Origin of the sequence: Streptomyces sp. NPDC057287, from assembly GCF_042667905.1 — a bacterium.
Classification (GTDB): domain Bacteria; phylum Actinomycetota; class Actinomycetes; order Streptomycetales; family Streptomycetaceae; genus Streptomyces.
Window position 1 is genome coordinate 306,500 of record NZ_JBHUYV010000009.1, and the last position, 26,278, is coordinate 332,777.

At 70.6% G+C, this 26,278-nt stretch carries 26 protein-coding genes and 1 pseudogene; 5 read left to right on the forward strand and 22 right to left on the reverse strand.

Going from position 1 to position 26,278, the window contains the following annotated elements:
- Positions 1–42: 42 nt before the first annotated feature.
- The 5 genes from ACFUNE_RS20100 to ACFUNE_RS20120 are packed head-to-tail and all read right to left on the reverse strand — an operon-like array spanning position 43 to position 5,516.
- Positions 43–846: a DUF1295 domain-containing protein gene (locus ACFUNE_RS20100; protein ID WP_383569404.1), complete on the reverse strand. Its 804-nt coding sequence runs from the start codon at positions 844–846 to the stop codon at positions 43–45.
- Positions 843–2,210, reverse strand: a complete 1,368-nt coding sequence (locus ACFUNE_RS20105; RefSeq protein WP_383569407.1) for a class I SAM-dependent methyltransferase — start codon at positions 2,208–2,210, stop codon at positions 843–845. The genes ACFUNE_RS20100 and ACFUNE_RS20105 overlap by 4 nt, the downstream gene beginning before the upstream one ends.
- On the reverse strand, positions 2,207–3,523 hold the full coding sequence (locus ACFUNE_RS20110) for a class I SAM-dependent methyltransferase (protein WP_383569410.1): 1,317 nt from the start codon (positions 3,521–3,523) through the stop codon (positions 2,207–2,209). Before ACFUNE_RS20110 ends, ACFUNE_RS20105 begins: the two co-directional genes overlap by 4 nt.
- A complete protein-coding gene (locus ACFUNE_RS20115) occupies positions 3,520–4,248 on the reverse strand; it encodes a DUF1365 domain-containing protein (RefSeq protein WP_383569413.1) in 729 nt (242 codons plus the stop codon). Before ACFUNE_RS20115 ends, ACFUNE_RS20110 begins: the two co-directional genes overlap by 4 nt.
- A complete protein-coding gene (locus ACFUNE_RS20120) occupies positions 4,245–5,516 on the reverse strand; it encodes an NAD(P)/FAD-dependent oxidoreductase (RefSeq protein ID WP_383569416.1) in 1,272 nt (423 codons plus the stop codon). The genes ACFUNE_RS20115 and ACFUNE_RS20120 overlap by 4 nt, the downstream gene beginning before the upstream one ends.
- A 250-nt stretch (positions 5,517–5,766) precedes the next feature.
- On the opposite strand from ACFUNE_RS20120, the gene ACFUNE_RS20125 reads away from it, so the two are divergent.
- The 4 genes and pseudogenes from ACFUNE_RS20125 (at position 5,767) to ACFUNE_RS20140 (ending at position 8,982) form a co-directional block, all read left to right on the forward strand.
- On the forward strand, positions 5,767–7,302 hold the full coding sequence (locus ACFUNE_RS20125) for a molybdopterin-dependent oxidoreductase (protein WP_383569516.1): 1,536 nt from the start codon (positions 5,767–5,769) through the stop codon (positions 7,300–7,302).
- Positions 7,303–7,374: 72 nt separating this feature from the next.
- The gene (locus ACFUNE_RS20130) at positions 7,375–8,019 is read left to right on the forward strand and encodes a fasciclin domain-containing protein (RefSeq protein WP_383569419.1); all 645 of its coding nucleotides are present in this window, start codon (positions 7,375–7,377) and stop codon (positions 8,017–8,019) included.
- A gap of 64 nt (positions 8,020–8,083) precedes the next feature.
- Positions 8,084–8,404: pseudogene (locus tag ACFUNE_RS20135) on the forward strand (ADP-ribosylglycohydrolase family protein); the annotation flags it as partial.
- 89 nt (positions 8,405–8,493) lie between these two features.
- Positions 8,494–8,982, forward strand: coding sequence for an SPW repeat protein (locus tag ACFUNE_RS20140; protein WP_383569421.1), 489 nt, complete (start codon positions 8,494–8,496; stop codon positions 8,980–8,982).
- Positions 8,983–9,152: 170 nt separating this feature from the next.
- On the opposite strand, the gene ACFUNE_RS20145 is transcribed toward ACFUNE_RS20140, so the two are convergent.
- The 12 genes from ACFUNE_RS20145 to ACFUNE_RS20200 all read right to left on the reverse strand — a co-directional run bounded on the left by ACFUNE_RS20145 (position 9,153) and on the right by ACFUNE_RS20200 (position 21,138).
- Positions 9,153–11,981: a DEAD/DEAH box helicase gene (locus ACFUNE_RS20145; RefSeq protein WP_383569424.1), complete on the reverse strand. Its 2,829-nt coding sequence runs from the start codon at positions 11,979–11,981 to the stop codon at positions 9,153–9,155.
- A 49-nt stretch (positions 11,982–12,030) separates the two neighbouring features.
- Entirely contained in the window at positions 12,031–12,921 is an 891-nt protein-coding gene (locus tag ACFUNE_RS20150) for a diacylglycerol kinase (protein ID WP_383569427.1), read from the reverse strand.
- Between the two features lie 18 nt (positions 12,922–12,939).
- Entirely contained in the window at positions 12,940–13,902 is a 963-nt protein-coding gene (gene tatC, locus ACFUNE_RS20155; protein ID WP_383569430.1) for a twin-arginine translocase subunit TatC, read from the reverse strand.
- A gap of 52 nt (positions 13,903–13,954) precedes the next feature.
- Positions 13,955–14,248 (reverse strand): Sec-independent protein translocase subunit TatA, encoded by a 294-nt coding sequence (gene tatA / locus ACFUNE_RS20160; protein ID WP_383569433.1) that lies wholly within the window; start codon positions 14,246–14,248, stop codon positions 13,955–13,957.
- 214 nt (positions 14,249–14,462) lie between these two features.
- A complete protein-coding gene (locus tag ACFUNE_RS20165; RefSeq protein ID WP_129261536.1) occupies positions 14,463–14,660 on the reverse strand; it encodes a hypothetical protein in 198 nt (65 codons plus the stop codon).
- A 23-nt stretch (positions 14,661–14,683) separates the two neighbouring features.
- Positions 14,684–14,959 (reverse strand): hypothetical protein, encoded by a 276-nt coding sequence (locus ACFUNE_RS20170; protein ID WP_383569436.1) that lies wholly within the window; start codon positions 14,957–14,959, stop codon positions 14,684–14,686.
- 37 nt (positions 14,960–14,996) lie between these two features.
- Entirely contained in the window at positions 14,997–15,953 is a 957-nt protein-coding gene (locus ACFUNE_RS20175; protein ID WP_383569439.1) for a helix-turn-helix transcriptional regulator, read from the reverse strand.
- Between the two features lie 14 nt (positions 15,954–15,967).
- A complete protein-coding gene (locus tag ACFUNE_RS20180) occupies positions 15,968–16,921 on the reverse strand; it encodes a helix-turn-helix transcriptional regulator (RefSeq protein WP_383569442.1) in 954 nt (317 codons plus the stop codon).
- Positions 16,922–17,036: 115 nt separating this feature from the next.
- Positions 17,037–17,411, reverse strand: a complete 375-nt coding sequence (locus ACFUNE_RS20185) for an FKBP-type peptidyl-prolyl cis-trans isomerase (protein ID WP_383569444.1) — start codon at positions 17,409–17,411, stop codon at positions 17,037–17,039.
- 43 nt (positions 17,412–17,454) lie between these two features.
- Entirely contained in the window at positions 17,455–18,387 is a 933-nt protein-coding gene (locus tag ACFUNE_RS20190) for an FKBP-type peptidyl-prolyl cis-trans isomerase (RefSeq protein ID WP_383569447.1), read from the reverse strand.
- 120 nt (positions 18,388–18,507) lie between these two features.
- Positions 18,508–19,869 carry a Pup--protein ligase gene (gene pafA / locus ACFUNE_RS20195; RefSeq protein WP_383569450.1) on the reverse strand — a complete coding sequence of 454 codons (1,362 nt, stop codon included), beginning with the start codon at positions 19,867–19,869 and terminating at the stop codon, positions 18,508–18,510.
- Positions 19,870–19,878: 9 nt separating this feature from the next.
- Entirely contained in the window at positions 19,879–21,138 is a 1,260-nt protein-coding gene (locus ACFUNE_RS20200) for an MFS transporter (protein ID WP_383569453.1), read from the reverse strand.
- Between the two features lie 129 nt (positions 21,139–21,267).
- Here ACFUNE_RS20200 and ACFUNE_RS20205 point away from each other — a divergent pair, with 129 nt between their 5' ends.
- The gene (locus ACFUNE_RS20205) at positions 21,268–22,296 is read left to right on the forward strand and encodes a LacI family DNA-binding transcriptional regulator (RefSeq protein ID WP_383569456.1); all 1,029 of its coding nucleotides are present in this window, start codon (positions 21,268–21,270) and stop codon (positions 22,294–22,296) included.
- Positions 22,297–22,398: 102 nt separating this feature from the next.
- On the opposite strand, the gene prcA is transcribed toward ACFUNE_RS20205, so the two are convergent.
- From prcA to dop, 5 genes are all read right to left on the reverse strand, one after another.
- The gene (gene prcA / locus ACFUNE_RS20210; protein ID WP_383569459.1) at positions 22,399–23,238 is read right to left on the reverse strand and encodes a proteasome subunit alpha; all 840 of its coding nucleotides are present in this window, start codon (positions 23,236–23,238) and stop codon (positions 22,399–22,401) included.
- Between the two features lie 55 nt (positions 23,239–23,293).
- The gene (prcB, locus tag ACFUNE_RS20215) at positions 23,294–24,139 is read right to left on the reverse strand and encodes a proteasome subunit beta (protein ID WP_383569461.1); all 846 of its coding nucleotides are present in this window, start codon (positions 24,137–24,139) and stop codon (positions 23,294–23,296) included.
- Complete coding sequence (locus ACFUNE_RS20220) at positions 24,091–24,318, reverse strand: endonuclease domain-containing protein (RefSeq protein ID WP_383569462.1); 228 nt, start codon at positions 24,316–24,318, stop codon at positions 24,091–24,093. The genes prcB and ACFUNE_RS20220 overlap by 49 nt, the downstream gene beginning before the upstream one ends.
- Before the next feature lie 66 nt (positions 24,319–24,384).
- Positions 24,385–24,603, reverse strand: coding sequence for a ubiquitin-like protein Pup (locus ACFUNE_RS20225; RefSeq protein ID WP_103517470.1), 219 nt, complete (start codon positions 24,601–24,603; stop codon positions 24,385–24,387).
- Between the two features lie 120 nt (positions 24,604–24,723).
- Positions 24,724–26,235, reverse strand: a complete 1,512-nt coding sequence (gene dop / locus ACFUNE_RS20230) for a depupylase/deamidase Dop (protein ID WP_383569465.1) — start codon at positions 26,233–26,235, stop codon at positions 24,724–24,726.
- Between the last annotated feature and the right edge of the window lie 43 nt (positions 26,236–26,278).

Consider the following 26,278-nt stretch of genomic DNA (forward strand, 5'->3'; position numbering starts at 1 on the left):
CCGGGCGAGGCGCGCTGCCGGGTGGGTTCGGCCCCTCCCCCGTCAGCTCCTGCGGGGCGGGCGCGGGAAGAAGCCGCTGGTGCGGGCCCGGTACTCCTCGTATCCCGGCCGTCCGGCCATGTGCCGCTCCAGCAGCGCCTTTCCGCTGCCCAGGGTGAGCAGGAGGCTCATCACGACGGGTGACACGAGCGTCGTGGCGGCGACCGCGGGTTCCTGGCAGACGATGAGGAACAGTCCCCACCAGACGCAGAAGTCGCCGAAGTAGTTGGGGTGCCGGGTCCAGGACCACAGGCCCCGGTCCATGATCCGCCCCTTGTGCGCGGGATCGGCCTTGAAGCGGGCCAGCTGCGCGTCCCCGACCGCTTCGAAGCCGAGTCCCAGGGCCCACAGCGCGGTCCCGGCCCAGGCCCACCAGGTCATTGGCCCCGTCAGGTAGCAGGCGGCCTGCACCGGGAGGGAGATCAGCCAGACGAGGGCGCCCTGCAGGAGGTAGACCTTGCGCAGGGCGTAGAGATCGGGGTTCCCGGGTGCCTTGGCCAGCATGGCCTCGTAGCGCGGGTCCTCGCCGTGGCCCCGGCCCCGGCGGCCGATGTGCACGGCCAGCCGCAGGCCCCAGACGACGGTGAGCGCGGTCACCAGGAGACGGCGGCCGTCGTCCCCCTCACCGGCCGACATCGCGTACGAGGCGAGGGCGACGGCCGCGAAGCCGACACCCCAGGCCACGTCGACGATCCGGTGCACGCCCCTGCGCAGGGCGACCAGGAACGTCACGAGCATGACGCCGAGGGCGGCTCCGGCCGCAGCCGCCAGGTTCTGGGCGAACTCCCCCCATCCGAAGGCGCTCACGGGGCGTCCGCCCGGTCCGGTGCCACGGCCTGGTGAGGAACGTGGGCGCTCTCCCCGTACCAGCCGTGCCGGGTGGCGGGCAGCCCCGCCGAGCCGGTCGCGTCGGGCCGCACCGAGAGGATCTGGTCGACGCCCATGCGCCGTTCCTCGAACGCGAGGGCGCCGCCGACCAGGTAGAGACGCCACACCCGGGCCGTCTCCTCACCGACCAGAGCCACGAACTCGGGCCAGCGCTCCTCCAGGGTGCGGTGCCAGGCCTCGACGGTCAGCACGTAGTGCTCACGCATCGACTCGACGTCACGCACCTCGAATCCCGCACCCTCCAGCAGCCCCACGGTCTCGCCGAGCGGGCGCATGTGCATGTCGGGCGCGATGTACGACTCGATGAACGCCCCGCCGCCCGGGGCGGTCGATCCGCGGGACATCTGCTGGACCAGCGCGCGTCCCCGAGGACGGAGCACCGAGTGGAGCAGCGCGGTGAAGGCCGGGTACTCGGCGTCCCCGACGTGCTCCCCCATCTCGACGGTGGACACGGCGTCGTACCCGCCCCGGAAGTCCGTCAGACCTGTGACGTCGCGGTAGTCGCAGCAGTGCACCTCCACGAGCTCTTCCAGGCCGCGTTCCACCACCTGCCCGCGCACGTACGCCGCCTGCTCCTCGGCCAGGGTGACCGCGGTGACGCGGACCCCGTGCCGGCTCGCCGCGTGGAGCGTCAGGGAGCCCCAGCCGCACCCGATGTCGAGGAGGCGCGCGCCGGGCCGCAGCCCGAGCTTGCGGCAGATCAGTTCCAGCTTGTCGCGCTGCGCGTCGGCCGGGCCGTACTCCGGTCCGGTGCCGGTCCAGTAGCCGCAGGAGTACGCCATCGTCTCGTCCAGCAGCAGGGAGTAGAAGGCGTTCGACAGGTCGTAGTGGTGGCTGATGGCGGCTCTGTCACGGGCCTTGCTGTGCAGTGCCCCGCTGAGCCCGGCCCTGGCCGCCGGGACGGGCGGGCGCGGGCCGAGCGCGCCGAGGCGCAGAGCGGTCCCGGCCGCGCGGAGGCGGTCGGCGACGCCGGGCCGGGGCAGGTCCGGACCCTGCTGCCGCGACGCGCGGCGCATGGCGCGCAGCCCGTCCGCGAGGTTGTCGGCGATGTCGATGTCACCGGTGATGTAGGCCTCGGCGAGGCCCAGCTCGCCCGGCTGCCAGAGGAGTCTGCGCAGCGCGCGGCGGGACCGGACATGGACCGTGGGTGCGTCCTCGGGGCCGGTCTCGCTGCCGTCCCACATCCGGATCCGGACCGGCGGCGGACCGCCGAGGAACTGCTCGATGACCGGGGCGATCCGCTGCGCCGCTCCGGTCCCCGTGGTGTCGGCAAAGGTGTTCACGCGGTGTCCTCACGGGTCAGGAGAATCTGCTGCACATCGAGGTAGCCGGACCGGAACCCGGCTTCCGAGTAGGCGAGGTAGAAGGTCCACATGCGGCGGAAGGTCGCGTCGAAGCCGAGCGCGTCCACCTGGGCGGACCGCTCCTCGAAGCGTTCGCGCCAGAGCCTCAGGGTCTCGGCGTAGTGCATGCCGTAGGTGCTGCGCTGCCTCGTCCGCAGGCCGGTGTGAATGGTGGTGACGCGCTCGACGGCCTCGGTGGAGGGGAGCAGGCCGCCGGGGAAGATGTACTTCTGGATCCAGGTGTAGGTGCTGCGGCTGGCGAGCATCCGGTCGTCCGGCATGGTGATGGCCTGGAGTGCGATCCGGCCGCCGGGGGCGAGGCAACGCTCCAGCGTCCTGAAGTACACGGGCCAGAACTCCTCGCCGACGGCCTCGATCATCTCGACGCTCACGACGGCGTCGTACGTGCCGGTGACGTCGCGGTAGTCGCAGAGCCGCACGTCGATCCGGTCCTCGTGGCCGGCCTCGCGGATCCGGCCCCTGGCCAGCTCCTGCTGTTCCCGGGAGAGCGTGAGGGTGGTGACGCGGGCCCCGCGCGCGGCTGCCCGGAGGGCGAGTTCGCCCCAGCCGGTGCCGATCTCCAGCAGCTCGGTGTCCCGGCCCACCCCGGCCAGGTCCAGCAGCCGGTCGATCTTGCGGTGCTGGGCGGCGGGCAGCAGGTCGTGCTCGGCCGGGAACCCCCGGAAGACTGCGGAGGAGTAGGTCAGCGTGTCGTCGAGGAAAAGGGCGAAGAGGTCGTTCGACAGGTCGTAGTGGTGGCTGATGTTGTCGCGTGAGCCCTGCGGTGTGTTGGTCTGCGCGGCAGGCTGCCGCAGCGCCCACAGTCTCCGCAGCTTCTGCAGCGGCGCGGGCACGAGGTCGGCCGCGTGCCCGGCGAGGACGGTCAGGACGCCGACGAGGTCGGGCGAGTCCCACTCGCCGGCCATGTACGACTCGCCGAAGCCGATGAGCCCGCCCGCGCCGATCCGCCGGAAGAAGGCGTCGGGCCGGCGGATCTCCATGAGCGGCCCGCCGAGCCCGATGCTGTCGCGGCCGGCCAGCCGGGCACGCAGCGGGAGCCGGGAGAGGGCCCGTCGCACGAGCCGTTCAGCCACGGCGGTTCTGATCCCGGAGGCCCCCGGCTGGGCGGCGACATCCGGCCAGCGGTCCGCGTCCACGCCCGCGAAGGGGATCGTGGCGGGCCGGGTCTGGGCCGGAATGGTGCTGCTCCGGGCGGGAGCCACGGGCGGGTTGGGAGAGGTGGGCACCTTCACTGCATGCCTTCCTGGGTGTGGTGACGGGGACGTGGCTGCACGGGGAGCCGGCGCAGGAAGAGCCGGATGCCGTGGAGCCGGATGGCGGCGGACACCACCGCGGTCGAGAAGGGGTGGCGCAGGAACAGCCGGAGCAGCTGGGCCGGTGTGCCGGGTCGCCGGGTACCGCGCACGGTCGCCGTGAACGGGCGGGCGCCCTCACGCTCCAGGTGGACCGTCAGGTTCAGCCGGCCGCCGGGCTCGGGAAGCCGCATCCGGTAGTCGCCGTCCACGGGGAAGAACGGCGACACGTAGAAGTCCTTGCCGGTCACCGCGCGGTCGGCGGCGTCCGGGCGCAGCAGGTAGCAGTGGCGTTCGCCGTAGGTGTTGTGCACCTCGGCGACGACGCAGAGGGGAGTGCCGTCGGAGCGGTGGCACCAGTAGACGGTCAGGGGATTGAAGACGTGGCCGAAGACCCGTGCCTGGGTCAGCATGGTGACGGTGCCGTCGCCGAGTTCGACACCGCGGGTCCGGAGGAACTTCTCGAGTCCGGCCCGGACGGTCGGGGCCGTGCCTCCGAAGTGGTCCCGGGCGTCGAAGCGGGCCAGCGGGCGCAGCAGCGAAGGCAGCCGCGGCGGGCTGTCCGGGTCGATCAGCCACAGGTAGGTGCGGTGCCTCAGGGCGTACCTGCGGGGCGCGGTCCGTACGTGGGTGATGGCGCACGGGTAGAGGGCGGCGCTGCTCACCACACGACTCCCAGCGCGGCGGCGGCCTCGGCCCCCGAGCGGCAGCCGTCCTCGTGGAAACCCCAGCCGTGGTAGGCGCCCGCGTAGGCGGTGACCGGCCCCGAGAGGGCGGGCAGCCGGGCCTGGGCGGCGACCGACTCCGGTGTGAAGACGGGGTGTTCGTAGACCATGCGGGCCCGCACGAGGTCCTGGTCCACCCGGTCGGACCCGTTCAGCGTGACGACGAACCGTTCCGGCGCGTCCAGGCGCTGGAGCCGGTTCATGTCGTAGCTGACGGTGACCGTTTCGGCGTCGGCCGCGCAGGACGGCATCAGGTAGTTCCAGGAGGCCGAGGCCCCCCGGCTGCGCGGCAGGAGAGTGGTGTCGGTGTGCAGCAGCGTGGGGTTGTGGGAGTAGCGGAACGCGCCGAGGGTCCGCCGCTCCTCCTCGGTGGGATCGGCGAGCAGCCGGAGGGCCTGGTCGGGGTGGGTGGCGACGACCACCGCGGCGTACTCCTCGCTGGTGCCGTCCTCCGTGACGATCTCCACACCGTCGGCGTGCCGGCGGATCGTCCTGACCGGGGTGGCCGTGCGCACGGAGTGCACCTGCTTGGCGACGCGGTCCACGTACTCGCGCGATCCGCCGGTGACGGTCCGCCAGACCGGCGAGTCACCGATCGAGAGCATCCCGTGGTGCTCCAGGAACCTGAACAGGTAGCGGGCCGGGTAACGCAACGCGGTCACCGGATCGCAGGACCAGACCGCGGAGACCATGGGCGTCAGGAAGTGCGCCGCGAAGTACGCGGAGAACCGGCCGCGCGCCGTGAACTCGCCGAGGGTCATCGTGCCCGTGCCTTCGGGCAGCGCGAGCAGCGCCCGGGCCGCACGGTGGAACCGGGGCACCTCGGTCAGCATCCGCAGGTACGGCCCCCGGAACACGGAGCCGGGCCGCGCGAACAGTCCGGCTGCGCCCCGGGCACCCGCGTACTCGAGCCCGCAGCCCTCGCAGCGCACGGACATGCTCATCTCCGACTCCTGCGTGGCCACGCCGAGTTCGTCGAAGAGCCGGAGGAGATGCGGGTACGTCCGCCGGTTGTGGACGATGAACCCCGAGTCGACGCGGTGCGTCCGGCCGTCCGACGAGGTCAGGTCGTGGGTGTGCGCGTGCCCGCCGACGCGCTGGTCGGCCTCGAAGAGCGTCACGTCGTACGCCTTCCCCAGGACGTGGGCGGCGGTGAGGCCGGCCACCCCGCTCCCCACCACGGCTGTGCGCCGCCGCTCCCTTGTCATTCGGTTCCCTCCGGTGTTCCGCGCCTGGCCGGGGCACTGCTTCAGCGCCCCTCAGAGGTCATTCGGGGCCGATGGCTCCGCGGATTGGCCGATGATCGGACTTCCTTCGATCGAGTGAACGACCAATCCGCCGGGCGGTCGGCACCGAACTCCCGGTGTGACAACAGACCGATACGTTTCGCAGAAGCAAGGGGCCCCCGGGTCCCGGCGATCCCGCTGGGCACGCGCCGCTCTCGCCGCGCTCAGCGGTCTGATCGCCGGGTTCACCGCCCTGTGCGTCGCCGAACTGGTCGCGGCTGCCGTCCGTCCCGAGGCGGGTCCGGTCACGGCCGTGGGCGGTGCGGTCATCGACCGCACCCCCGCGGCCGTCAAGGACTTCGCCGTACGGAACTTCGGCACCGACGACAAGCTGGTGCTGCAGCTCGGCATCCTCGTGCTCCTGGCGCTGTTCGCCATGGCCGTGGGGATCCTCGCGCTGCGGCACCGGCGGACCGGCGCTGCGGCCGTACTGGTCTTCGGTGTGGTCGGGGCAGTGTCCGCGGCCGGGCGGCCCGAGGGCCGCCCGGGCGACGTACTGCCTTCGGTCGTGGGCGCACTGGTGGCCGCAGGAGTGCTGTATCTCCTGGCCGGACGGCTGGCCCCCGCCGACGCCCCGTCTCCCGCGGCTGGGGAGACGGACGCAGGGGAACAGAGCACCTTCGACCGCCGCGGATTCGTCATCGCGGCAACCGCAGCGGCGGCGGCCTCGGCCGGCGCGGGGCTCCTGGGCCGACGGCTCCAGGCGTCCCAGCTGGCCGGGGTCTCCGCCTCGCGGAGTGACATCGCGCTCCCGTCACCGGCCTCGCCCGCCCCGCCGATACCGGGGGCGGCCGACCTGGGCATCCGGGGTCTGAGTTCGTTCACCACTCCGAACAAGGACTTCTACCGGGTGGACACCGCCCTGGTGGTTCCGCGCGTCGACGCCGACCGGTGGCGGCTGCGGATCCACGGCAAGGGGGTCGCGCGCCCCGTCACCCTGGACTTCCAGGACCTGCTGGGGCGCGAGCTGATCGAACGCGACATCACACTGACCTGCGTGTCCAACCAGGTGGGCGGCCCCTACGTGGGCACGGCCCGGTGGATCGGCGTACGACTGGCCGACCTGCTGCGCGAGGCCGGGGTGAAGCCCCCGTCCAAGGGTGGGACCGCGGATCAGATCGTGTCGCGCTCCGTGGACGGGATGACGATCGGAACCCCGGTCGAGGACGTCATGGACGGCCGCGACGCACTGCTCGCGGTCGGCATGAACGGCGAACCGCTGCCGTTCGACCACGGCTTCCCGGTCCGGATGGTCGTCCCCGGCCTGTACGGATACGTCTCGGCGTGCAAGTGGATCCAGGACATCGAGCTCACGACGTTCGACGCGTACGACGCCTACTGGGTCAAGCGCGACTGGTCCCGTGAGGCTCCGATCAAGACCCAGTCACGGATCGACACGCCTCGCCCCTTCGCCGCCCCGCGAGCGGGGACCGTGCCCGTCGCGGGTGTCGCCTGGGCCCAGCACCGGGGCATCGCCCGGGTCGAGGTCCGGGTCGACGGCGGCGAGTGGCACACCGCGCGGCTGGCCGCCGAGGCCGGCCGTGACACCTGGCGCCAGTGGGTGTGGGAGTGGCCCGCCACCACCGGCCACCACACCCTCGAGGTCCGCGCGACGGACCGCACCGGCGCCACGCAGACCGACAAGCGGGTCGGCACCGTCCCCGACGGTGCGACCGGGTGGCACTCGGTGGTGGTCGACGTGACCTGACCACCGGCCCCTTCCACCCGACCTCTTCTTTCCTTTCCCTCTGTTGAACAACGATCCATTCAGGAGAACACCATGAACAACCGTCACCTCCGTCGCATCGCCGTCACCGTCTCCGCCGCGGCCCTGCTGCCGCTCGCGCTGACCGCCTGCTCCGGCGACTCCGACACCTCGTCCGACGCCGGTGCGGACAAGGCCGCGTCGAGCGCGCCGGCCAAGGAGACCGAGTCGGCCGCGTCGATGGACAAGCCGTTCGGCCCGGGTTGTGCGACGGTCCCGAAGGAGGGCGCGGGCTCGTTCGACGGCATGGCCCAGGACCCGGTCGCCACGGCCGCGTCGAACAACCCCGCGCTGTCCACGCTGGTCGCCGCCGTCAAGCAGGCCGGCCTCGTCGACACCCTGAACAGCGCAGAGAACATCACGGTGTTCGCGCCCACCAACGACGCCTTCGCCAAGATCCCGAAGGCCGACCTGGACAAGCTGCTCGCGAACAAGGCCGAGCTCACCAAGGTGCTCACCGCGCACGTGGTCGGTCAGAAGCTGACGCCGCAGCAGCTGGAGAAGGGCTCCTTCGACACCCTGGCCAAGACCAAGCTGACGACCGCCGGTTCGGGTGAGGATTACACCGTGAACGACTCCTCCAAGGTCGTCTGCGGCAACGTCCCGACCGCCAACGCCACGGTCTACATCGTCGACACCGTCCTGATGCCGACCAGCTGACACGGCGTCCCGTCAGTGCGCTGACGGCATGACCCCGACGAGCCCCGAGGACCGCGCCCTCCGCCCTGACCGGAGCGGCGCGGACCGCGGGGCTCGTGCCGTGGGCGCGGTCGTCGGGTCGGCGCTGCGCACCACTCACGGTTTCGAGGCCGCGCTGTCCGCGGCGGTCGACGTGGGCGGGGACACCGACGCGGTGGCCGCCGTCACGGGCGGCCTGGCGGGCGCGGTGTACGGGATCGACGCCGTGCCGGAGCACTGGACGCGCCCCCTCCACGTACCACTGCCGGGATACGGGGACCGCGTGCTTCGGGCCGCGGACCTGGAGGATCTGGCCCGTCGGCTCGACGGAACCGCAGGATCCGACCACCAGAAGAAGTACACATAAGGGACATATAAGAGCACACTGGTCTCGAAAGCTGATGACCGTACCTCCTCAGCACGGTCACTCCAGCAAGTCCGAAGGAGACCATCCTCATGAGTAACCTCTCGCACACCGGAAGGGACGTTTCCGGGAACACCAGAGACGTCTCCGGACACACCGGAAGGGACATCTCCGGACACCCCGACGCCGATGAGATGCGAGCGCGCCACGATCGCGTGATCAGCGGCGGCCGCACCACGGCCATGGCGGACGCACCGGTGTTCCTGCTCGGCCTGTTCTGCGCCGTCTCGCCGTGGGTGCTTCACTTCACCGCGAGCCAGCCCTCCCTGGTGACGCACAACCTCGTCATCGGCATCGCGATAGCCGTGCTGGCACTCTGCTTCACCGCCATGCCCGAGCGGATGACCGGGATGAGCATGGCCATCGTCGCCCTGGGCGCGTGGCTGATCGTGTCGACCTGGGTCGTGGGCCAGAGCCCCGACATGGGCGTCATCCTCAACAACGTGATCGTCGGTGGTCTGGCGATTGTGCTGGGGGCCGCCTGCGCGGGACTTTCGATGAAGAACAAGAAGACGACCTGACGGGAGAACACGCGAAAGTGGCCACAGGCACGCACATCGGCCGCCTGTGGCCACTTCACCGCTCATGTCACCGCCCGGAAGCAGTGTGCTCTTCAGCTCACGTCACCGCCCTGAGGCAGGGCGCTTTCAGCTCCGTCACCGCCCGGAACCTTCGCCCGGCGCAGCCGGACTCACCCCACGGAGCTGTACGCCACCACGCCCCGGAGCACCGCGTCGACGGCCTTGTGGGCATTCTTCGCGACCGAACTCCCGTCCCGGGGCGCGGCGGCCGCGATCTGGCCGAGCACGTCGATGACCTGCTTGCACCACCGTACGAAGTCCCCGGCCGGCATCTCCGCCTCGCGGAGCACCTCGTCCAGCGTCCGTCCGGAGGCCCACATGTAGACCGCCCAGGCGAAGCCGAGGTCGGGTTCCCGCTGGCCGACCCCTTCCGTCTGGCTGATCTTGAAGTCCTCCTCCAGGGCGTCGAGCCGGCCCCAGATGCGGACCATCTCGCCCATCGCGGCCTTCGCCGGTCCGGAGGGCAGCTTCGGCGCGACGGCGTCGTCCGCCTGGCGCGCCTCGTAGACCAGCGCCGAGACGCAGGCGGCGAGCTCGGCGGGGTTGAGCCCCTCCCAGACGCCCTCCCGCAGACACTCGCTGGCCAGCAGGTCGAGCTCGCCGTAGAGCCGCGCCAGCCGCCGCCCGTTGTCGGTGACCTCGCTGCCCCGCAGGTAGTCGAGCTCGGTCAGGAGCGCGACGATGCGGTCGAAGGTCCGGGCGATGGTGTTCGTCCGGCCCTCGATGCGGTGCTCCAGCTGCCGGGTGTCGCGCTGCAGCCGGTGGTAGCGCTCCGCCCAGCGGGCGTGGTCCTCACGCTCGTCGCACCCGTGGCAGGGATGGGCCCGCAGCTCGGCGCGCAGCCGGGCGATCTCGCGGTCGTCGGCCGCCGCGGCCCGCTGCTTGCGGTGCCGTCCCGGGTCGATGTGCCCCGCCTTGCTCCGGAGCGCGGAGGCCAGGTCGCGGCGGGACTGGGGTGAGCGCGGGTTGAACGACTTGGGTACCCGCATCCGCTCCAGCGCCTCGACCGGCACCGGGAAGTCGATGTGGGCCAGTCGCTTGACCTGCCGCTCGGCGGTGAGCACCAGGGGGCGCGGTCCGTCGTGGTACTCCAGCCCGCGGTGGCCGTTCGTCCGGCCGCCGGGCAGCCCCGGGTCGAGGACCAGGGCGAGCCCGGCGAACTTGCCGGTGGGGACGTGGATGACGTCACCGGGCTTCAGCTTCTCCAGGGACGAAGCGGCGGCCGCGCGCCGCTGGGCGGCGCCCTGCTTGGCCAGGTCCGTCTCGCGGTCCTTGAGGTCGCGGCGCAGCCGCGCGTACTCCTCGAAGTCCCCGAGGTGGCAGGTCATGCCCTCCTTGTATCCCTCGAGTCCTTCCTCGTTGCGCTGCACCTGCCGGGAGATCCCGACGACGGACCGGTCGGCCTGGAACTGCGCGAAAGAGGTCTCGAGCAGCTCGCGCGAACGGTGACGCCCGAACTGCTGCACGAGGTTCACGGCCATGTTGTACGACGGCCGGAAGCTGGAACGCAGCGGATAGGTCCGGGTGCCCGCGAGTCCGGCGAGCGCACCGGGGTCCATGCTTCGCTGCCACAGGACGACCGCGTGGCCCTCCACGTCGATGCCCCGGCGGCCCGCCCGCCCGGTCAGCTGGGTGTACTCGCCGGGCGTGATGTCGGCGTGCTGCTCGCCGTTCCACTTGACGAGCTTCTCGAGCACGACGGAGCGTGCGGGCATGTTGATGCCCAGTGCCAGGGTCTCCGTCGCGAACACGGCCTTCACCAGGCCGCGGACGAACAACTCCTCGACGACCTCCTTGAAGGTCGGCAGCATTCCGGCGTGGTGCGCGGCGATGCCCCGCTCCAGGCCTTCGAGCCACTCGTAGTAGCCGAGGACGTGCAGGTCCTCGCCGGGGATCGACGCGGTCCGCTCCTCGACGATCTCCCGCACCAGGGCGCGCTTGTCGTCGTCGTTCAGCCGGAGCCCGGCCTGGAGGCACTGCTGGACGGCCGCCTGGCAGCCCGCCCGGCTGAAGATGAACGTGATGGCGGGCAGCAGCCCTTCGGCATCGAGACGGTCGATGACCTCGGGCCTGGACGGGGTCCAGATGCGGCTGCGCTGGCGGCGCTCGCGCTCACGGTCGGCCTCGCGCACCATCTTGCCGCGCCGGCGCTCGCGCGGGTTGTACCCCCGCTGGTTCTCCATCCGGGCCAGCCGGACGAGGTCGGGGTTGACCTCACGCCTGCCGGTGCCCCGGCCTCCGTGATCGGTCTCCTCCTCGAAGAGGTCGTACATCCTGCGCCCGGCCATGACGTGCTGCCACAGCGGCACGGGCCGGTGCTCGGAGACGATCACCTGGGTGTCACCGCGCACCGTGTCCAGCCAGTCGCCGAACTCCTCGGCGTTGGACACGGTCGCCGACAGCGACACCAGGGTCACGGACTCCGGCAGGTGGATGATCACTTCCTCCCACACCGCGCCCCGGAAGCGGTCGGAGAGGTAGTGCACCTCGTCCATGACCACGTAGCCGAGACCGGTGAGGGACTGGGAGCCCGCGTACAGCATGTTGCGCAGGACCTCGGTCGTCATGACGACCACGGGTGCGTCCGCGTTGACGCTGTTGTCCCCGGTCAGCAGCCCGACCTTGTCCGCGCCGTAGCGCCGGACGAGATCCGTGAACTTCTGGTTGGACAGTGCCTTGATGGGCGTGGTGTAGAAGCACTTGCGGCCCTGCATCAGGGCCAGGTGGACGGCGAATTCACCGACGATCGTCTTGCCCGACCCTGTGGGGGCCGCGACCAGCACTCCCTTGCCCGCCTCCAGTGCCTGGCAGGCCTCGATCTGGAACGGGTCCAGTCCGAACTCGTACATCTCGCGGAAGGGCCAGAGAGCCGTGGCCTGCTCGGCCGCACGGACCCGGGACGCGTGGTATCGCTCAGCTGGTGAGAGGTCCTCTGTCATCTTGATACGAGCCTACCCGCCTCGTATGACAGTCAGCCCGATCTTTCTTTCACGGTACGAGGACCCGGACGGCGCCGGGCACACAGGTGGCGCTGAGCGGGAGCGCGCCCAGTGGCTCGCCGTCCGCGTACGCCGTGACACCGGCGGCGGCCAGCTCTATGGACGAGACCCGGTGCACGGTGACCGCGGGGTGCCCCAGGTGCGTCCCCCTGTACACCTTCGGGAACACCTTGAGCAGGGTGGTCCGGCTGCAGTCACCCACGACGGTCACGTCGAAGAGCCCGTCGTCCATGACCGCGTCCGCGCAGATCCGCATGCCGCCGCCGTACGTGGACCCGTTGCCCACCGCGATCAGGGTCGCCTCGATCTCGGTGACCGGGCCGCCGTCCAGCCGGAGGCGGTAGGGGATCGGCCGGAAGGCGGCCAGTTCGGCGAGGATCGCCAGGTCGTACTTGAAGCGCCCGCCGACCCAGCGCATCCGGTTGCCGCGGTCGTTCACCCGCGAGTCGAAGCCGGAGGCGAGCACGGAGCCGAACCAGCGCTCCCCGACCCGGCCGAGGTCGACCGCGCGAACCGTCCCGGCCTTGAGCGCCTCGGCGGCCAGCCGGCCGGCGGCGGCCGGATCGCGGATCGGCAGCCCGAGGGCACGGGCGAAGTCGTTCCCGGTGCCGACGGCCACGGCGCCGAGCGGCGTCGTGGTGCCGGCGACGGCCTGCAGGGCGAGGGACATCATGCCGTCCCCGCCCACGGCTATCAGTGCCCCGGTCCCGCCCGCCACGGCATCGCGCGCCCGGCGCAGGGCGTCGTCGGCGTCCTCGCCGAGGACCGTCCGTACGGAGAAGCCTGCGTCCCGCAGAGCGGAAGCGGCCGGCTGCGCGGCACGCGCGCCCCGGCCGCTTCCCGCGGTGGGATTGACGAAGAGGGTGATCTCGCTGGTCACCCGCGGGACCTTACAAGGTCAGGTGATGTCGTCGTAACCGTTGAGCCGGGGGGAACGGCCACCGTCCGCCTCGCCGCCGGCCTGCTCGGGCAGAGCGGCCCGGGAGGACACCGGCTCGATCGCGCCGACGGGCTCGGGGGTGAGGTCCAGCTCCGACGCCTCGTCGTCGTCGAGTTCCGCGTCGGGGTTGTTGCGGCGCCTGCGCTTGTCGTTGAGCAGTGAGAACCCGACCGCGACGAAGTACAGCACCGCCAGCGGGCCCGCGAGCAGGAGCATCGACAGGGGGTCACCGCCCGGGGTGGCGATGGCTCCGAAGCCGGTCAGCCCGATGATCATCCCTCGCCACCAGGCGAGCATGCGCTTACCGCTGAGGACGCCGGTGATGTTCAGCAGGATGAGCAGCAGCGGCAGCTCGAAGGCCAGCCCGAAGACCAGCACCATGCGGGTGATCAGATCGAGGAAGTCGTCCAGCGGCAGCAGGTTCTTCACGTTGTCGGGCGTGAAGCCCAGCATGATCTCGGCGGTCTGCGGCAGGATCCAGTAGGCGATCCAGGCGCCGGCGGCGAAGAGCGGGACGCCCGCCGCCGCGAAGGCGAAGGAGTAGCGCTTCTCCTGCTTGTGCAGGCCCGGAGCGACGAACGCCCACAGCTGGTAGAGCCACACGGGAGTGGCCACCAGGACGCCCGTCATCAGGGCGACCTTCAGAGCGATGGTGAACGGCGACAGCAGACCGTTGGTGGTCATCTCCGCGCACGGACGACCGTTGATCATGGTCAGGGCGCCGTCCTTGCAGCCGACCGAGTCCAGGATCGGCTTCATCAGGAACTCGAAGATTTCCTTCTGGAAGAAGGCCGCCACGACCACGGCGACCAGGATCGCCAGGACCGACTTCAGCAGACGGTTGCGCAGCTCACGCAGGTGATCGAGGAGAGGCATGCGCCCCTCGTCGTCCTTCTCCTGCTTGCGGGCAGACTTGAGCAACCCACTTCCCTCATCTCGTGCGGCAGCGTCCGGTGGTGACGCGGATCAGCTGTCAGCTCTGGGTGGTGGGCTTGGCGTCGCTGACCGGGCGGGAGCTGGTGACGTCTCCCGGGGCGGCCTGGATCGTGCGCGCGGTGGCCGCGGGCGGCGTGGTGTCCGCGACGGTCTCCGTCGTGGGCGCCGCGGGCTCCGCGTCGTCCTTCTTCATGGCCTTGGCCTCGCTCTTGAGGATGCGGGCCGACTTGCCGAGCGAGCGCGCCATGTCGGGAAGCTTCTTGGCACCGAAGAGCAGCAGGATGACAGCGATGATCAGAACGATCTCGAGGGGCTTCAGATTGCCGATCATGTGCGACTTCCTTCTCACTGAGGCGTCCGGAGGGTGGGCTCGCCGCCCGTTCGACCGGACAGATGTCCGACCTTCGCGCTGGCAGCGATCGTAACCCGCAGGGGTAAACGTGAGGCAATGCCCGTGCGTACTCCCGCTTGCGGCCCACACCTCCCTGCCTGGGCCGCTCCAGCAGCGTACCCCCCGAAACGGTGAATCAGGAGGCCGCGCCCTCCTATCGCAGGGCCTCTCCGGTGTCGGCGAGCGTGGTGGCCGCTCGTTCGAGATCCTCGGCCGCTCGGTTGATCCGCCGCGTGGTCGCGGCGACCTGTCCGGCGAGCCGCTGTGCCTCGACGAAGACCTTGACGGCCAGTACGCCGAGCACGGCCAGGCCGGCGAATCCCAGAGCGATGGCGAGCATGGGCCAGAACATGGACGGATCCTCGATGTGTCTCGTCACCGCAGGGCGGTGTGCAGGCGCAGCGTCCGCACCCCGCCGCCACTGAGGAGCTCGACTATGCGCTCCCCGGCGGGCTTGCGGACCGCGGTGCCGCACTCGGGGCAGGTGAAGGAGTAGAAGGTCGTTCGGCGGCTGGCCCCTATCGCCAGCCGCAGCGCTCCCGCCCCGAGCTCGAACCGCTCACGGCAGTCCGGACATGCGGCCCGGAAGCGTACGGCGTCGGGCACCGGGACCGGAACCGGTCCGGTCTGCGTGCTCGATATCGCGGTCATATGACCTCTGTCTCCTCGGTGCACCGGTGGCCGCCCTTCAGAGTGCGCCGCCGTAGGCGGCCAGTGCCTCGGTCGCCGCCGCCCTGGCGCTCTCGGCCAGGTCGGGCGGCGATGTGATGCGTCCTTCGCCTCCGAGCCGCAGTGCGAGCCTGCGCAGGGAGGCCGGGTCGGGAGTGCGGAGGGTGATCCGCAGACCGCCGTCGGGCAGCTCCTCCGCGCTGTCGTGCGGGTAGTACTCGGCGACCCACCGGCCGCCGGGGCCGACCTCGATCACGACCTCCGGGTCCTCGGCCGCGGGCTGCACCAGCCCCTCGGAGAGATCACGGAGCTCCAGCTCCGGCGGAGCGGACGGGGCGTCGAGGAGCCTGATCTCGGCGACCCGGTCGAGCCGGAAGGTGCGCCGCGCCTCGGTGAGCCGGCACCAGCCCTCCATGTAGGTGTGGCCGACGGCGAACAGCCGGATCGGGTCCACCTCGCGCTCGGTCAGCTCGTCGCGGGCGGGAGAGTAGTAGCGCAGCCAGAGCCGGCGCCGCTCGGAGATCGCCCGGTCCACGTCGGCGAAGACCCCGCCCTCGGACTCGAAGGTGACCGAGAGCCGCGAGCTCGCGGCCCCCACCTCCCCGGCCGCCGTCTCCAGCTTCGCGGTCGCACGCACCAGCGCCTGCCGGTCGCTCTCCCGCAGGCCGGGGAGCGTGGCGACCGCACGGGCCGCGACGAGCAGGGCGGTCGCCTCGTCGGCGGCGAGCCGCAGCGGCTCGGCGACGTCGTCCGGGTTGTGCCACCAGATCCGGTCGCCGTCGGTGTCGATGTCGAGCAGGTCCCCGCCGCGGAAACTGGTCCCGCACATGGGGAGCACGTCGAGGTCGGAGATCAGCTCGTCCTCGGTGATCCCGAAGGCCCGGGCCACGTCCTGCACGTGCGCGCCGGGGCGCTCCCGCAGGTAGGTGACGAGGGAGAGCATCCGCCGGGTCTGGTCGATCGCGTTCGTGGCCATGAGTAGGGGTCTCCTCAGTCCTTGGCCACGGCGCGCAGCCGGTCCATCACGTCGGCCCGCAGGTCGGCGGGCTCGCTCACGATCACGTCGGGCCCGAACTCCACGAGCCAGGCGTCCAGGCCGTGTCCGTACGGGATCTCCAACTCGTCCCAGCCGTCACCGAGCTCCCGTACGGATATAGCGCGGGAGCGCAGCGGGTAGCCGGAGCCGGCGCGCAGCCTGATGCGGGCGGTCCTGGTGGCGGTCTCCCCGGCCCAGCTCTCCACGGTCTCGCGGACGGTCACGGCGTCGGGGACGACGGCGGTGAAGGCCCCGGCGCGGGAGCGGACCCGGCCCGAGATCCGGGACAGCCGGAAGACGCGCTCGGCGCCGCGGCCGCGGTCCCAGCCGGCCAGATACCAGTGGCCCCGCCAGCACTCGAGCGTCCAGGGCTCGACCTGGCGCTGCTCGGGGTGTGCGGCGTTGCCCTTGCGGTAGTCGAAGGTGACCGGGCGGCGGTCCCGGCAGGCGAGCATCAAGGGCTCGAACGCGGCCTCGTGGACCGGGATGCGGGGTTCGAGGGCGCTGTGCACCTCGTAGGCGTCCTCGGCCTCCGGCATGCCGGCGGCGCGCAGCTTCTGCAGGGCGCCGCTGGCGGCTCCGGCGAGCCGGGCCTGCTGCCAGACCTTGGCGGCGAGCCCGAGGGCCGCGGCCTCCTCGGCGTCCAGGGTGATGGGGGGCAACCGGTTGCTGTCGCGGCGGGCGAGGTAGCCGGTGTCGCCGTCCAGGTTCTCCACGGTCTCGATGACCAGGCCCAGTTCGCGCAGATCGTCCTTGTCGCGCTCGAACATCCGGTTGAAGGAGTCGTCGGAGCCCGCCTCCAGATAGGCCTCGATGGACCCGCGGAGCTCACGCTTGCTGAGCGGGCGCCGGGTACCCAGCAGACACAGCGCCAGGTTCATCAGCCGTTCAGCCTTGGCAATCGCCATCGACGCCCTTTCTCGACGTGCTCTTCGACCGTCGACCGTACCGCCCCGGGGTGTCCGGACCAAAGCGAGGGCCCGCGCCTTGCGGCACGGGCCCCCACTGCGGTACGCCGACGGATCAGACGCCGACGAGGTCGCAGACGAAGATCAGCGTCTCGCCCGGGGCGATGCTGCCGCCGCCCGCGCCGCGGTCGCCGTAGGCGAGGTGCGCGGGGATGGTCAGCTGGCGACGGCCGCCGACCTTCATGCCCTGGACGCCCTGGTCCCAGCCGGCGATGACCTGGCCGGCACCGAGCTGGAAGCGCAGCGGGGTGCCGCGGTTCCAGGAGGCGTCGAACTCCTCGCCGGTGGAGAAGGCCACACCGACGTAGTGCACGGAGACCGTCTGGCCCGCCTGGGCCACCGGTCCGTCGCCCTCCCAGATTTCCTTGATCTCCAGGTCGGCCGGCGGCTCGCCACCCGGGAAGTCGATCTCGGGCTTCTCGATGCTCACTGAACTGCTCCTCTTGACTGTGAACTGGGCAACCGGGACAGTCTTACATCTTTGCCAGGAGGTCCACCGCGAAGACGAGCGTGGACTTGGCGGGGATGGACTGCTGTGCCTCGTTGCCGAAGGCCTGGTCCGGCGGGATGACGAGCAGCACGCGGCTGCCGACCTTCTTGCCGACCAGACCGGTCTTGAGACCCTTCAGGGTGACCTGGGCCAGCGGGAAGGTCTGCGTCTTGCCCGTCTGGTAGGTGCTGTCGAAGGGCTTGCTGCCCTTCCAGAGCAGACCCACGTAGTTCACGACGACGCTGTCGGTCTCCTTGATGACCTCGCCGTCGGACTCCAGGACGTAGTCGGAGACCAGCTTCTTCGGCGGATCGCTCTTGGGGATCGTGACGGAGGGCGCCTTGCCGTCGGTCTTGGTCCCGACCTTCGGCAGGTCGATGTTGTCCTGGGCGACCGGCGTCCCCTTGGCGGACGCGGGGATCTGGGTCGCCTTGACGACGTCGATGACGAACACGAGCGTGGCGTTGGGCTTGATGTCGCCCTGGCCCTGCGCGCCGTAGCCGAGCTCCGGCGGGATGACCAGCTGGACGCGGCTGCCGACCTTCTGGCCGACGAGGCCCTTGTCCCAGCCCTGGATGACCATGCCGGCCCCGAGCGTCAGGTCGAAGGGCTGCTTGCGGTCGAAGCTGTTGTCGAACGGCTTGGTGGAGTCCCAGGCCTGCCCGAGGTAGTTGACCTGGATCGCGTCACCGGTCTTGAGCTTCGCGCCGTCACCCTCGCTGATGACTTCGGTCTTCAGTTCCTTGGGGGGATCGCCCTCCCCCTTGGCCAGGGTGGGCTTCTCACCGAATTTCGCACCCGCGGTGATCGCGGGGTCGCCCTTGGGTGAAGCGGAGTCAGAGGCCTTGTCGTCGCCGCATGCCACTGCGGACAGCAGCAGAAGGGGGACGACGAGAAGGCCGGCAAGTCGGCGCACGGGTTCCTCAGATCTCAGACGGCACGTGAATGGTCCCCGACACTCTAGGCGGAGCGAAGGGCCCCGTACGAGGAACGTACGGGGCCCTGTCGCATACGGGGCAGGACGTTCCTGTCCGGATCACATGCCCGCGATCAGCTTCTCCACCCGCTCGTCGACGGAACGGAAGGGGTCCTTGCACAGCACGGTGCGCTGCGCCTGGTCGTTGAGCTTGAGGTGGACCCAGTCGACGGTGAAGTCCCGCCGCTGCTCCTGGGCGCGGCGGATGAAATCGCCGCGCAGTCGCGCCCTGGTCGTCTGCGGGGGCACCGACTTGCCCTCGAAGATCTTCAGGTCGTTGCAGATTCGGGCGGTCTGGCCCTTGCGTTCCAGGAGGTAGTAGAGCCCGCGCCGCCGGTGGATGTCGTGGTAGGCGAGGTCTATCTGAGCGACCCTCGGATTCGACATGGTCATGTTGTGCTTGGCCCGGTACCGCTCGATGAGCTTGTACTTCATGACCCAGTCGATCTCGGTGCCGATCCGGTCGAGGTCCTCGGCCTCGATGGCGTCCAGCGTGCGGCCCCACAGCTCGAGGACCTGGTCGGTGGTGCCGGTGCGGATGCCCCGGCGTTCGACGAAGTCGACGGCCTTCTCGTAGTACTCGCGCTGGACCTCGATGGCCGATGCCTCTCGGCCGCTGGCCAGGCGCACCTTCCGCTGTCCCGTGATGTCGTGGCTGACCTCGCGGATGGCCCGGATCGGGTTCTCCAGGGTCAGGTCGCGCATCACCGTGCCCGCTTCGATCATGCGCAGCACGAGGTCCGTGGCACCGACCTTGAGGAGCATGGTCGTCTCGGACATGTTGGAGTCACCGACGATGACGTGGAGGCGGCGGTACCGCTCCGCGTCGGCGTGCGGCTCGTCCCGGGTGTTGATGATCGGGCGGGAGCGCGTCGTGGCGGAGCTGACGCCCTCCCAGATGTGCTCGGCCCGCTGGCTCACGCAGTAGACGGCTCCGCGCGGCGTCTGCAGCACCTTGCCGGCACCGCAGATCAGCTGACGGGTGACGAGGAACGGAATGAGGATGTCCGCGAGCCGGGAGAATTCTCCGTGCCGGGCCACGAGGTAGTTCTCGTGGCACCCGTAGGAGTTTCCAGCCGAGTCGGTGTTGTTCTTGAAGAGATAGACGTCGCCCGCGATTCCCTCCTCGTGCAGGCGGCGTTCGGCGTCGACGAGCAAACCTTCGAGAATGCGCTCGCCCGCCTTGTCGTGCGTGACCAGTTCGGTCACGTTGTCGCATTCGGGTGTCGCGTATTCCGGATGCGATCCCACGTCGAGGTACAGGCGGGCGCCGTTCCGCAGGAAGACATTGCTGCTGCGGCCCCATGACACAACACGGCGGAAGAGGTAGCGCGCCACTTCGTCAGGTGACAGTCGGCGCTGTCCCCTGAACGTGCACGTGACGCCGTACTCGTTCTCCAGCCCGAAAATGCGGCGGTCCATGACTGAACATTACGCCTTATGGCCTGAGCTGAAACCGGGTTCGGCAGCACCGTTTCGATCATTTTCCGAACCGGCCACAACTGCGGGCGTACGCCCGGGAGCTGCGAGGACCCTTCCGGTGGCCAGGAGGACCAGCAGCGCCGCCACTCCACCGGCCCCCGCGACGGCGAAACCCGACGCCGTGTCACCCAGCTCGACCGCCGGCCCCGCCACCGCGGTCCCGGCCGCCGCGCCCACCCCGAAGGTCGTCACGAGCCAGGAGAACGCCTCGGTCACCGTGCCCCGTGGCGCGTGCCGGTCCACGACGATGAAGGAGCACGCGATGGCCGGGGCCAGGAAGACCCCGGCGAGGGCCGCCAGCGCGGTCATGGCCGGCACGCCGGGCGTCAGCATCAGCGGCAGGTAGCCCAGCGCCAGCAGCGCGACGACGACCCGCAGCCTGCGTTCGGGAGCCCCCGCCCACTGCCGCGCCCCGTACACCACACCGCCGACGAGCGCGCCGAGGCCGAGCGCGGCCATCAGCCAGCCGTACACCGACTCCTGGCCCCGGTCGTCGGCGTAGGCGACGGCTGCCACCGTGATCGAGCCGAGGGCGAGGCCGACGAAGAAGAAGGACCCCAGCAGGGCGAGCAGCCCCGGGGAGCGCAGGGCGCCGAGCCAGTGGGCCTCGCGGGGTGCCGAGCGCCAGGTCCTGGAGGGCTCGGACAGGACGACGGACAGCGCTCCCAGGACTCCTATGGCGTTGATGGCGAGGAGGGCGGCGGCGGGCGACCAGAGCGACACCAGGACCGTCACGAGGAGCGGGCCGACGGTGAACATGACCTCCTGGGCCACCGCGTCCATGGCGTACGCCCGGTGCACCCGGTCCTCCCGGCCGAGGACCGTCGGCCACAGGGCGCGCAGGCCGCCCTCCAGCGGGGGCGTGAACAGGCCGGCCACGGCGACCGCCGCGTAGGCGGCGGGGAGCGGGCCGAGGCCCACCAGGGCCAGCACGGCCATGCCGAGCGCGGAGACGACCGCCGCGGGGAGCTGCACGCGCGGCTGGCCGTACAGGTCCACCGCCCGGCCCAGCAGGGGCTGCCCCACCGCCGTGGCGAGGCCGTAGGCCGCCGCGAGGGCGCCCGCCAGGGCGTAGCCGCCGCCCTCGGCCCGGGTGAACAGGACGATCGCGATGGGCGCTGTGCCGTTCGGCAGCCGCCCCACCAGCGTTCCCGCCAGCAGCCTTGCGGCGTGCCGCGCCCTGAGGATGTCCATGTATCCCGCGGCCATCTCCGCCCCTCTCCCTCACCGGTGTCGCAACCTCGGGGTTTTACGTATAACGTCGCTGCTCATACGTACCATGTGGGCAGCCCGGGGGTCCATCCCGCCGCATCCGACAGGTCCCGCACGGAGGCACGAGTGAGCAGCGCGCAGCAGCCCGCCCCACCCCGGCCCACCAGCCGTGACGTGGCACGGGCCGCGGGCGTCTCGCAGGCCACGGTCTCGCTCGTGCTCGGTGAGAAATGGCGGGGCCGCGTGTCGGCGGCCACCGCCGAGCGGGTCCGCGACAGCGCCCGGGACCTCGGCTACCGGCCCAATCTCGCCGCCCGCAGCCTCCGCATGGGCCGCACGCGCACGGCCCTCCTCGTCGTCCCCGCGCTCACCAACGAATTCTTCGCACGGGTGTACACGGGCGCCGCGGCCGTCGCCGCGGAGCACGACTTCGGCGTGGTCCTCTATCCGTCCCCCGACGGCACCGGCCCCGCCAGGGACCCGTTCGCCTCGGCCCGCGCGGCGCTCGACGGGGTGATCGCCTCGTCGATGGCGGCGAACGCCCTCGGGGCGCTGCGGGGCGCGGGGCTGCCGCTCGTGATGCTGGACAGCGACCCCGGGGACCACAGCGCCGCGGCGCGGGTGAATCTCGACATCGCGGACGGGATGCGTCAGGTGACGGACCATCTGCTGGGTCTCGGGCACCGCCGGATCGTGCACCTCGCGTCCGCCGTGGACACCTGGACCTTCGCGGTGCGCGCACGGGCACTGCGGGAGGCCGTGGACGGCGTCCCGGGCGCGGTCCTGCGCACTGTGACCTCCCCGTTGGACGTGAGGTCGGGGCGCGAGGCCGTCGAGGCGGCCCTGGCCTCTCCAGGCCCCCTGCCCACGGCCGTCGTCTGCGACGACGACATCCTGGCCGCCGGTGCCTGCAAGGCGGTGCGCAGACGGGGACTGCGGGTGCCCGACGACATCTCCGTGACCGGCTTCGACGACCTGGCGCTCGCCACGGCGGTGGAACCGGAACTCACCACCGTGCGCCTCCCCGCCGAACAGGTGGGCGAGCGGGGCATGACAGCTCTGCTGGACGTCCTGGAGGGCCGCCCGGCGGCCCATCGCGACCTCCCGGTCGCCCTGGTGACACGCGGTTCCACCGCTCCCCCGCCCGCCGCATGACGAGGCGCATGACGGGGCCCGCCGCATGACGGAGCCCTCCGGCCGCCGCGCGAGGCGGCCGGAGGGCTCGGTCAGGAACTCGCCCAGGACTATGGTCCGGGGCTACTCCTTCGTGGTCTCTCCCGATGCCTCGGCAGGACCGTCCGCGCCCTTCCCGGGGGTGTCGGTGCCGGCAGCCGGAGCGCTGCCGCCTTCGGGCTCCTCGGTGTCGGACGGGGCGTCCGTCGGGGTCGTCCCCGCGCCGTCCGCCTCCAGCAGCCTGGTCAGCTGCCGGCCGATGATCCGCTTGAACTTGCGCTGCTGGGGCCTCGTGCGGTCCAGGACCGCGACCTCGAGCCGCTCGGCGGGGATCTCCCGCTCGTTGCCGTTGGCCTCACGGGAGAGTGCCTGTACGGCGAGCTTCAGTGCCTCGGCGAGCGACATCCCGTCGCGGTGGCGCTGGTCGAGAAAGCTGCTGATCTGCTCGGCGTTCCCGCCGACCGCGACCGAGCCGTGCTCGTCCACGATCGAGCCGTCGTGCGGAAGCCGGTAGATCTGGTCGCCCTCGGGCCCGGCGCCGACCTCGGCGACCACCAGCTCCACCTCGTACGGCTTCTCGGCCGCACTGGAGAAGATGGTGCCCAGCGTCTGCGCGTAGACGTTGGCCAGCCCACGGGCCGTCACGTCGTCGCGGTCGTAGGTGTATCCCCGCAGGTCGGCGTAACGGACCCCGCCGATACGGAGGTTCTCGTACTCGTTGTACTTGCCGGCGGCGGCGAAGCCGATCCGGTCGTAGATCTCGCTGAACTTGTGCAGCGCGCGGGACGGGTTCTCGCCGACGAACACAATGCCGTCGGCGAACTGCAGCACAACCAGGCTGCGACCACGGGCGATGCCCTTCCGGGCGTATTCCGCCCGGTCGGCCATGGCCTGCTGGGGTGAGACATAGAACGGCGTCGACACCGGCTATCCGTCCCTTTCTGTCAGTGACGAGTGCATCGGAGAGGCATCGGGCCGGTCAGAGCAGGGCGGCACGGGGGCCGTCGGGCTGCTCGAGCCGGCGCTCCAGGATCGCGCGCGCGATCTCCGAGGATTCCGTGTCGTCGAGCTTGCGGAAGCCCTCGTCGGTGATGACGGTGACGATCGGGTAGATCCGGCGGGCCACGTCCGGGCCGCCAGTGGCCGAGTCGTCGTCGGCCGCGTCGTACAGCGCCTGCACGACCAGGGTGAGCGTCTGCTCCTCCGTCAGGTCGTTCCGGTACAGCTTCTTCATCGAACCGCGTGCGAAGACGGACCCGGAGCCGGTGGACGCGTAGCCGTGCTCCTCGGAACGCCCACCGGTGACGTCGTAGGAGAAGATCCGGCCCTTCTCACGGTCGACGTCGTACCCCGCGAACAGGGGGACGACCGCCAGACCCTGCATGGCCATCGCCAGATTGCTGCGGATCATCGTGGAGAGGCGGTTGGCCTTGCCCTCCAGGGAGAGCGTGGCGCCCTCCACCTTCTCGAAGTGCTCCAGCTCCAGCTGGAACAGCTTGACCATCTCCACGGCGAGACCCGCGGTCCCGGCGATACCCACCGCCGAGTACTCGTCGGCCGGGAACACCTTCTCGATGTCGCGCTGCGCGATCATGTTGCCCATGGTCGCCCGCCGGTCACCGGCGAGCACCACTCCACCGGGGAACGAGGCCGCGACGATGGTCGTGCCGTGCGGCGCCTCGATGGCGCCCTGCAGCGGCGGCAGGGAGCGGTTGCCGGGAAGGATCTCGGGAGAGTGGTCGGACAGGAAGTCCATGAACGAGGACGATCCCGGCGTCAGGAAGGCAGCTGGTAGACGCCCGGTGCTACGAGTGTTGGCTTCCACGCGTTTCCCTCCAGGTATGCGATGGCCCTGCGCAAGGAGTCAGGATCATCCCCAACTTGCCGATGGCCGGATTGCAGTTGAAGCAGTACGCCACGGACCCTACCCGCACCGTGACGGTGATCAACATGATCCCGGGTGCAGAAGCGCTTCCGTGGGATGCCCCTGTACGGGCGGGACATCCCACGGAAGACGCCGGCCAGCTGTGCGAGCTCGCCGGCGAGCGGTCCGGACCGGATCTCCGGCTGTTACTCGCCGCCCTTTTGAACGAACGAACGAACGAAATCCTCGGCATTGGACTCGAGTACGTCGTCGATCTCGTCCAGGACGTCGTCCACGTCGTCGCTGAGCTTCTCCTGCCGCTCCGCGAGGTCCTCGGACGCCTGCGCTTCCTGCGCCTGCTCCTCGGCCTCCTCGGTGGAACGTGTCGCCTTCTGCTGTCCGCCGCCGGTGTCCTTGGTCGCCATCTAGCTCACCCCGCTCGGTTCGAAGCACTTGATCAGACCCTACCTACGGGGTCCGACATTGGCCCGGTACTTTCCTCAACGTCCGGAGGTCATCTGATTGATTCCCAGCCGGGACGCCTTTCAGGCCCCCGTGAGCGTCCGGACCAGCTCTTCCGCCGTCCGGCAGCGGTCCAGCAGATCCTTGACGTGAGCACGTGTACCACGCAACGGTTCCATCGTCGGCACCCGCTGCAGCGAGTCACGGTCGGGCAGGTCGAAGATGACCGAGTCCCAGGAGGCCGCGGCGACGTCGTCCGCGTACTGCTCCAGGCAGCGGCCCCGGAAATAGGCCCTGGTGTCCTCGGGCGGCTTCGTACGGGCCCGCTCGACATCGCTCTCGTCGAGCAGCCGCTTGATCTTCCCCCGGGCCGCCAGACGGTTGTACAGGCCCTTGTCGGCGCGCACGTCGGCGTACTGGAGGTCCACGAGGTGCAGGCGCGGGGCGTCCCAGTCCAGGCCGTCACGGCGCCTGTAGCCCTCCATGAGCTCCCGCTTGGCGATCCAGTCCAGCTCGCCCGAGAGGCTCATCGGGTCGTTCTCGAGGCGGTTCAGGGTGTCCTCCCAGCGGGCCAGGACGTCCTTGGTCTGCTCGTCGGCGTCCGCCCCGTACCGCTCCTCGACGTATTTGCGGGCCAGCTCGAAGTACTCCATCTGGAGCTGCACCGCGGTGAGTGTCCGTCCGCTACGGAGCGTGACCAGCTGCTTGAGCGTCGGGTCGTGCGAGACCTGGTGAAGGGTGCGGACCGGCTGGTCGACCGCCAGGTCGACCTTGATGAAGCCGTCCTCGATCATCGCCAGGACCAGCGAGGTGGTGCCGAGCTTCAGGTAGGTCGAGATCTCGGAGAGGTTCGCGTCGCCGATGATCACGTGGAGCCTGCGGTACTTCTCGGCGTCGGAGTGCGGTTCGTCGCGGGTGTTGATGATCGGGCGCTTGAGCGTGGTCTCGAGGCCGACCTCGACCTCGAAGTAGTCGGCGCGCTGACTGATCTGGAAGCCGTGCTCATGGCCGTCCTGGCCGATGCCGACACGTCCCGCACCGGTGACGACCTGGCGGGAGACGAAGAACGGGGTCAGATGGCGCACGATGTCCGAGAAGGGGGTCTCCCGCTTCATCAGGTAGTTCTCGTGCGTGCCGTAGGACGCGCCCTTGTTGTCGGTGTTGTTCTTGTACAGGTGGATCGGCTGGGCGCCGGGGATCGCGGCGGCCCGTTCGGCCGCTTCCGCCATCACCCGCTCGCCGGCCTTGTCCCAGAGCACCGCGTCCAGCGGGTTGGTGATCTCCGGTGAGCTGTATTCGGGGTGCGCGTGATCGACGTACAGTCGCGCACCGTTGGTGAGGATGACATTGGCCAGGCCGATGTCCTCGTCGGTGAGCTGACTGGAGTCTGCGGTCTCACGGGCGAGGTCGAAGCCTCGCGCGTCGCGCAGCGGATTCTCCTCCTCGAAGTCCCAGCGGGCGCGGCGCGCCCGGTGCATCGCCGCCGCGTAGGCGTTGACGATCTGGGACGAGGTGAGCATGGCATTGGCGTTGGGTTGACCGGGAACGGAGATCCCGTACTCCGTCTCGATGCCCATTACTCGCCGTACGGTCATGCGGCCCTCCTTGCCCGGCGGCGCTCCCGTCCGGGAGCGCCGC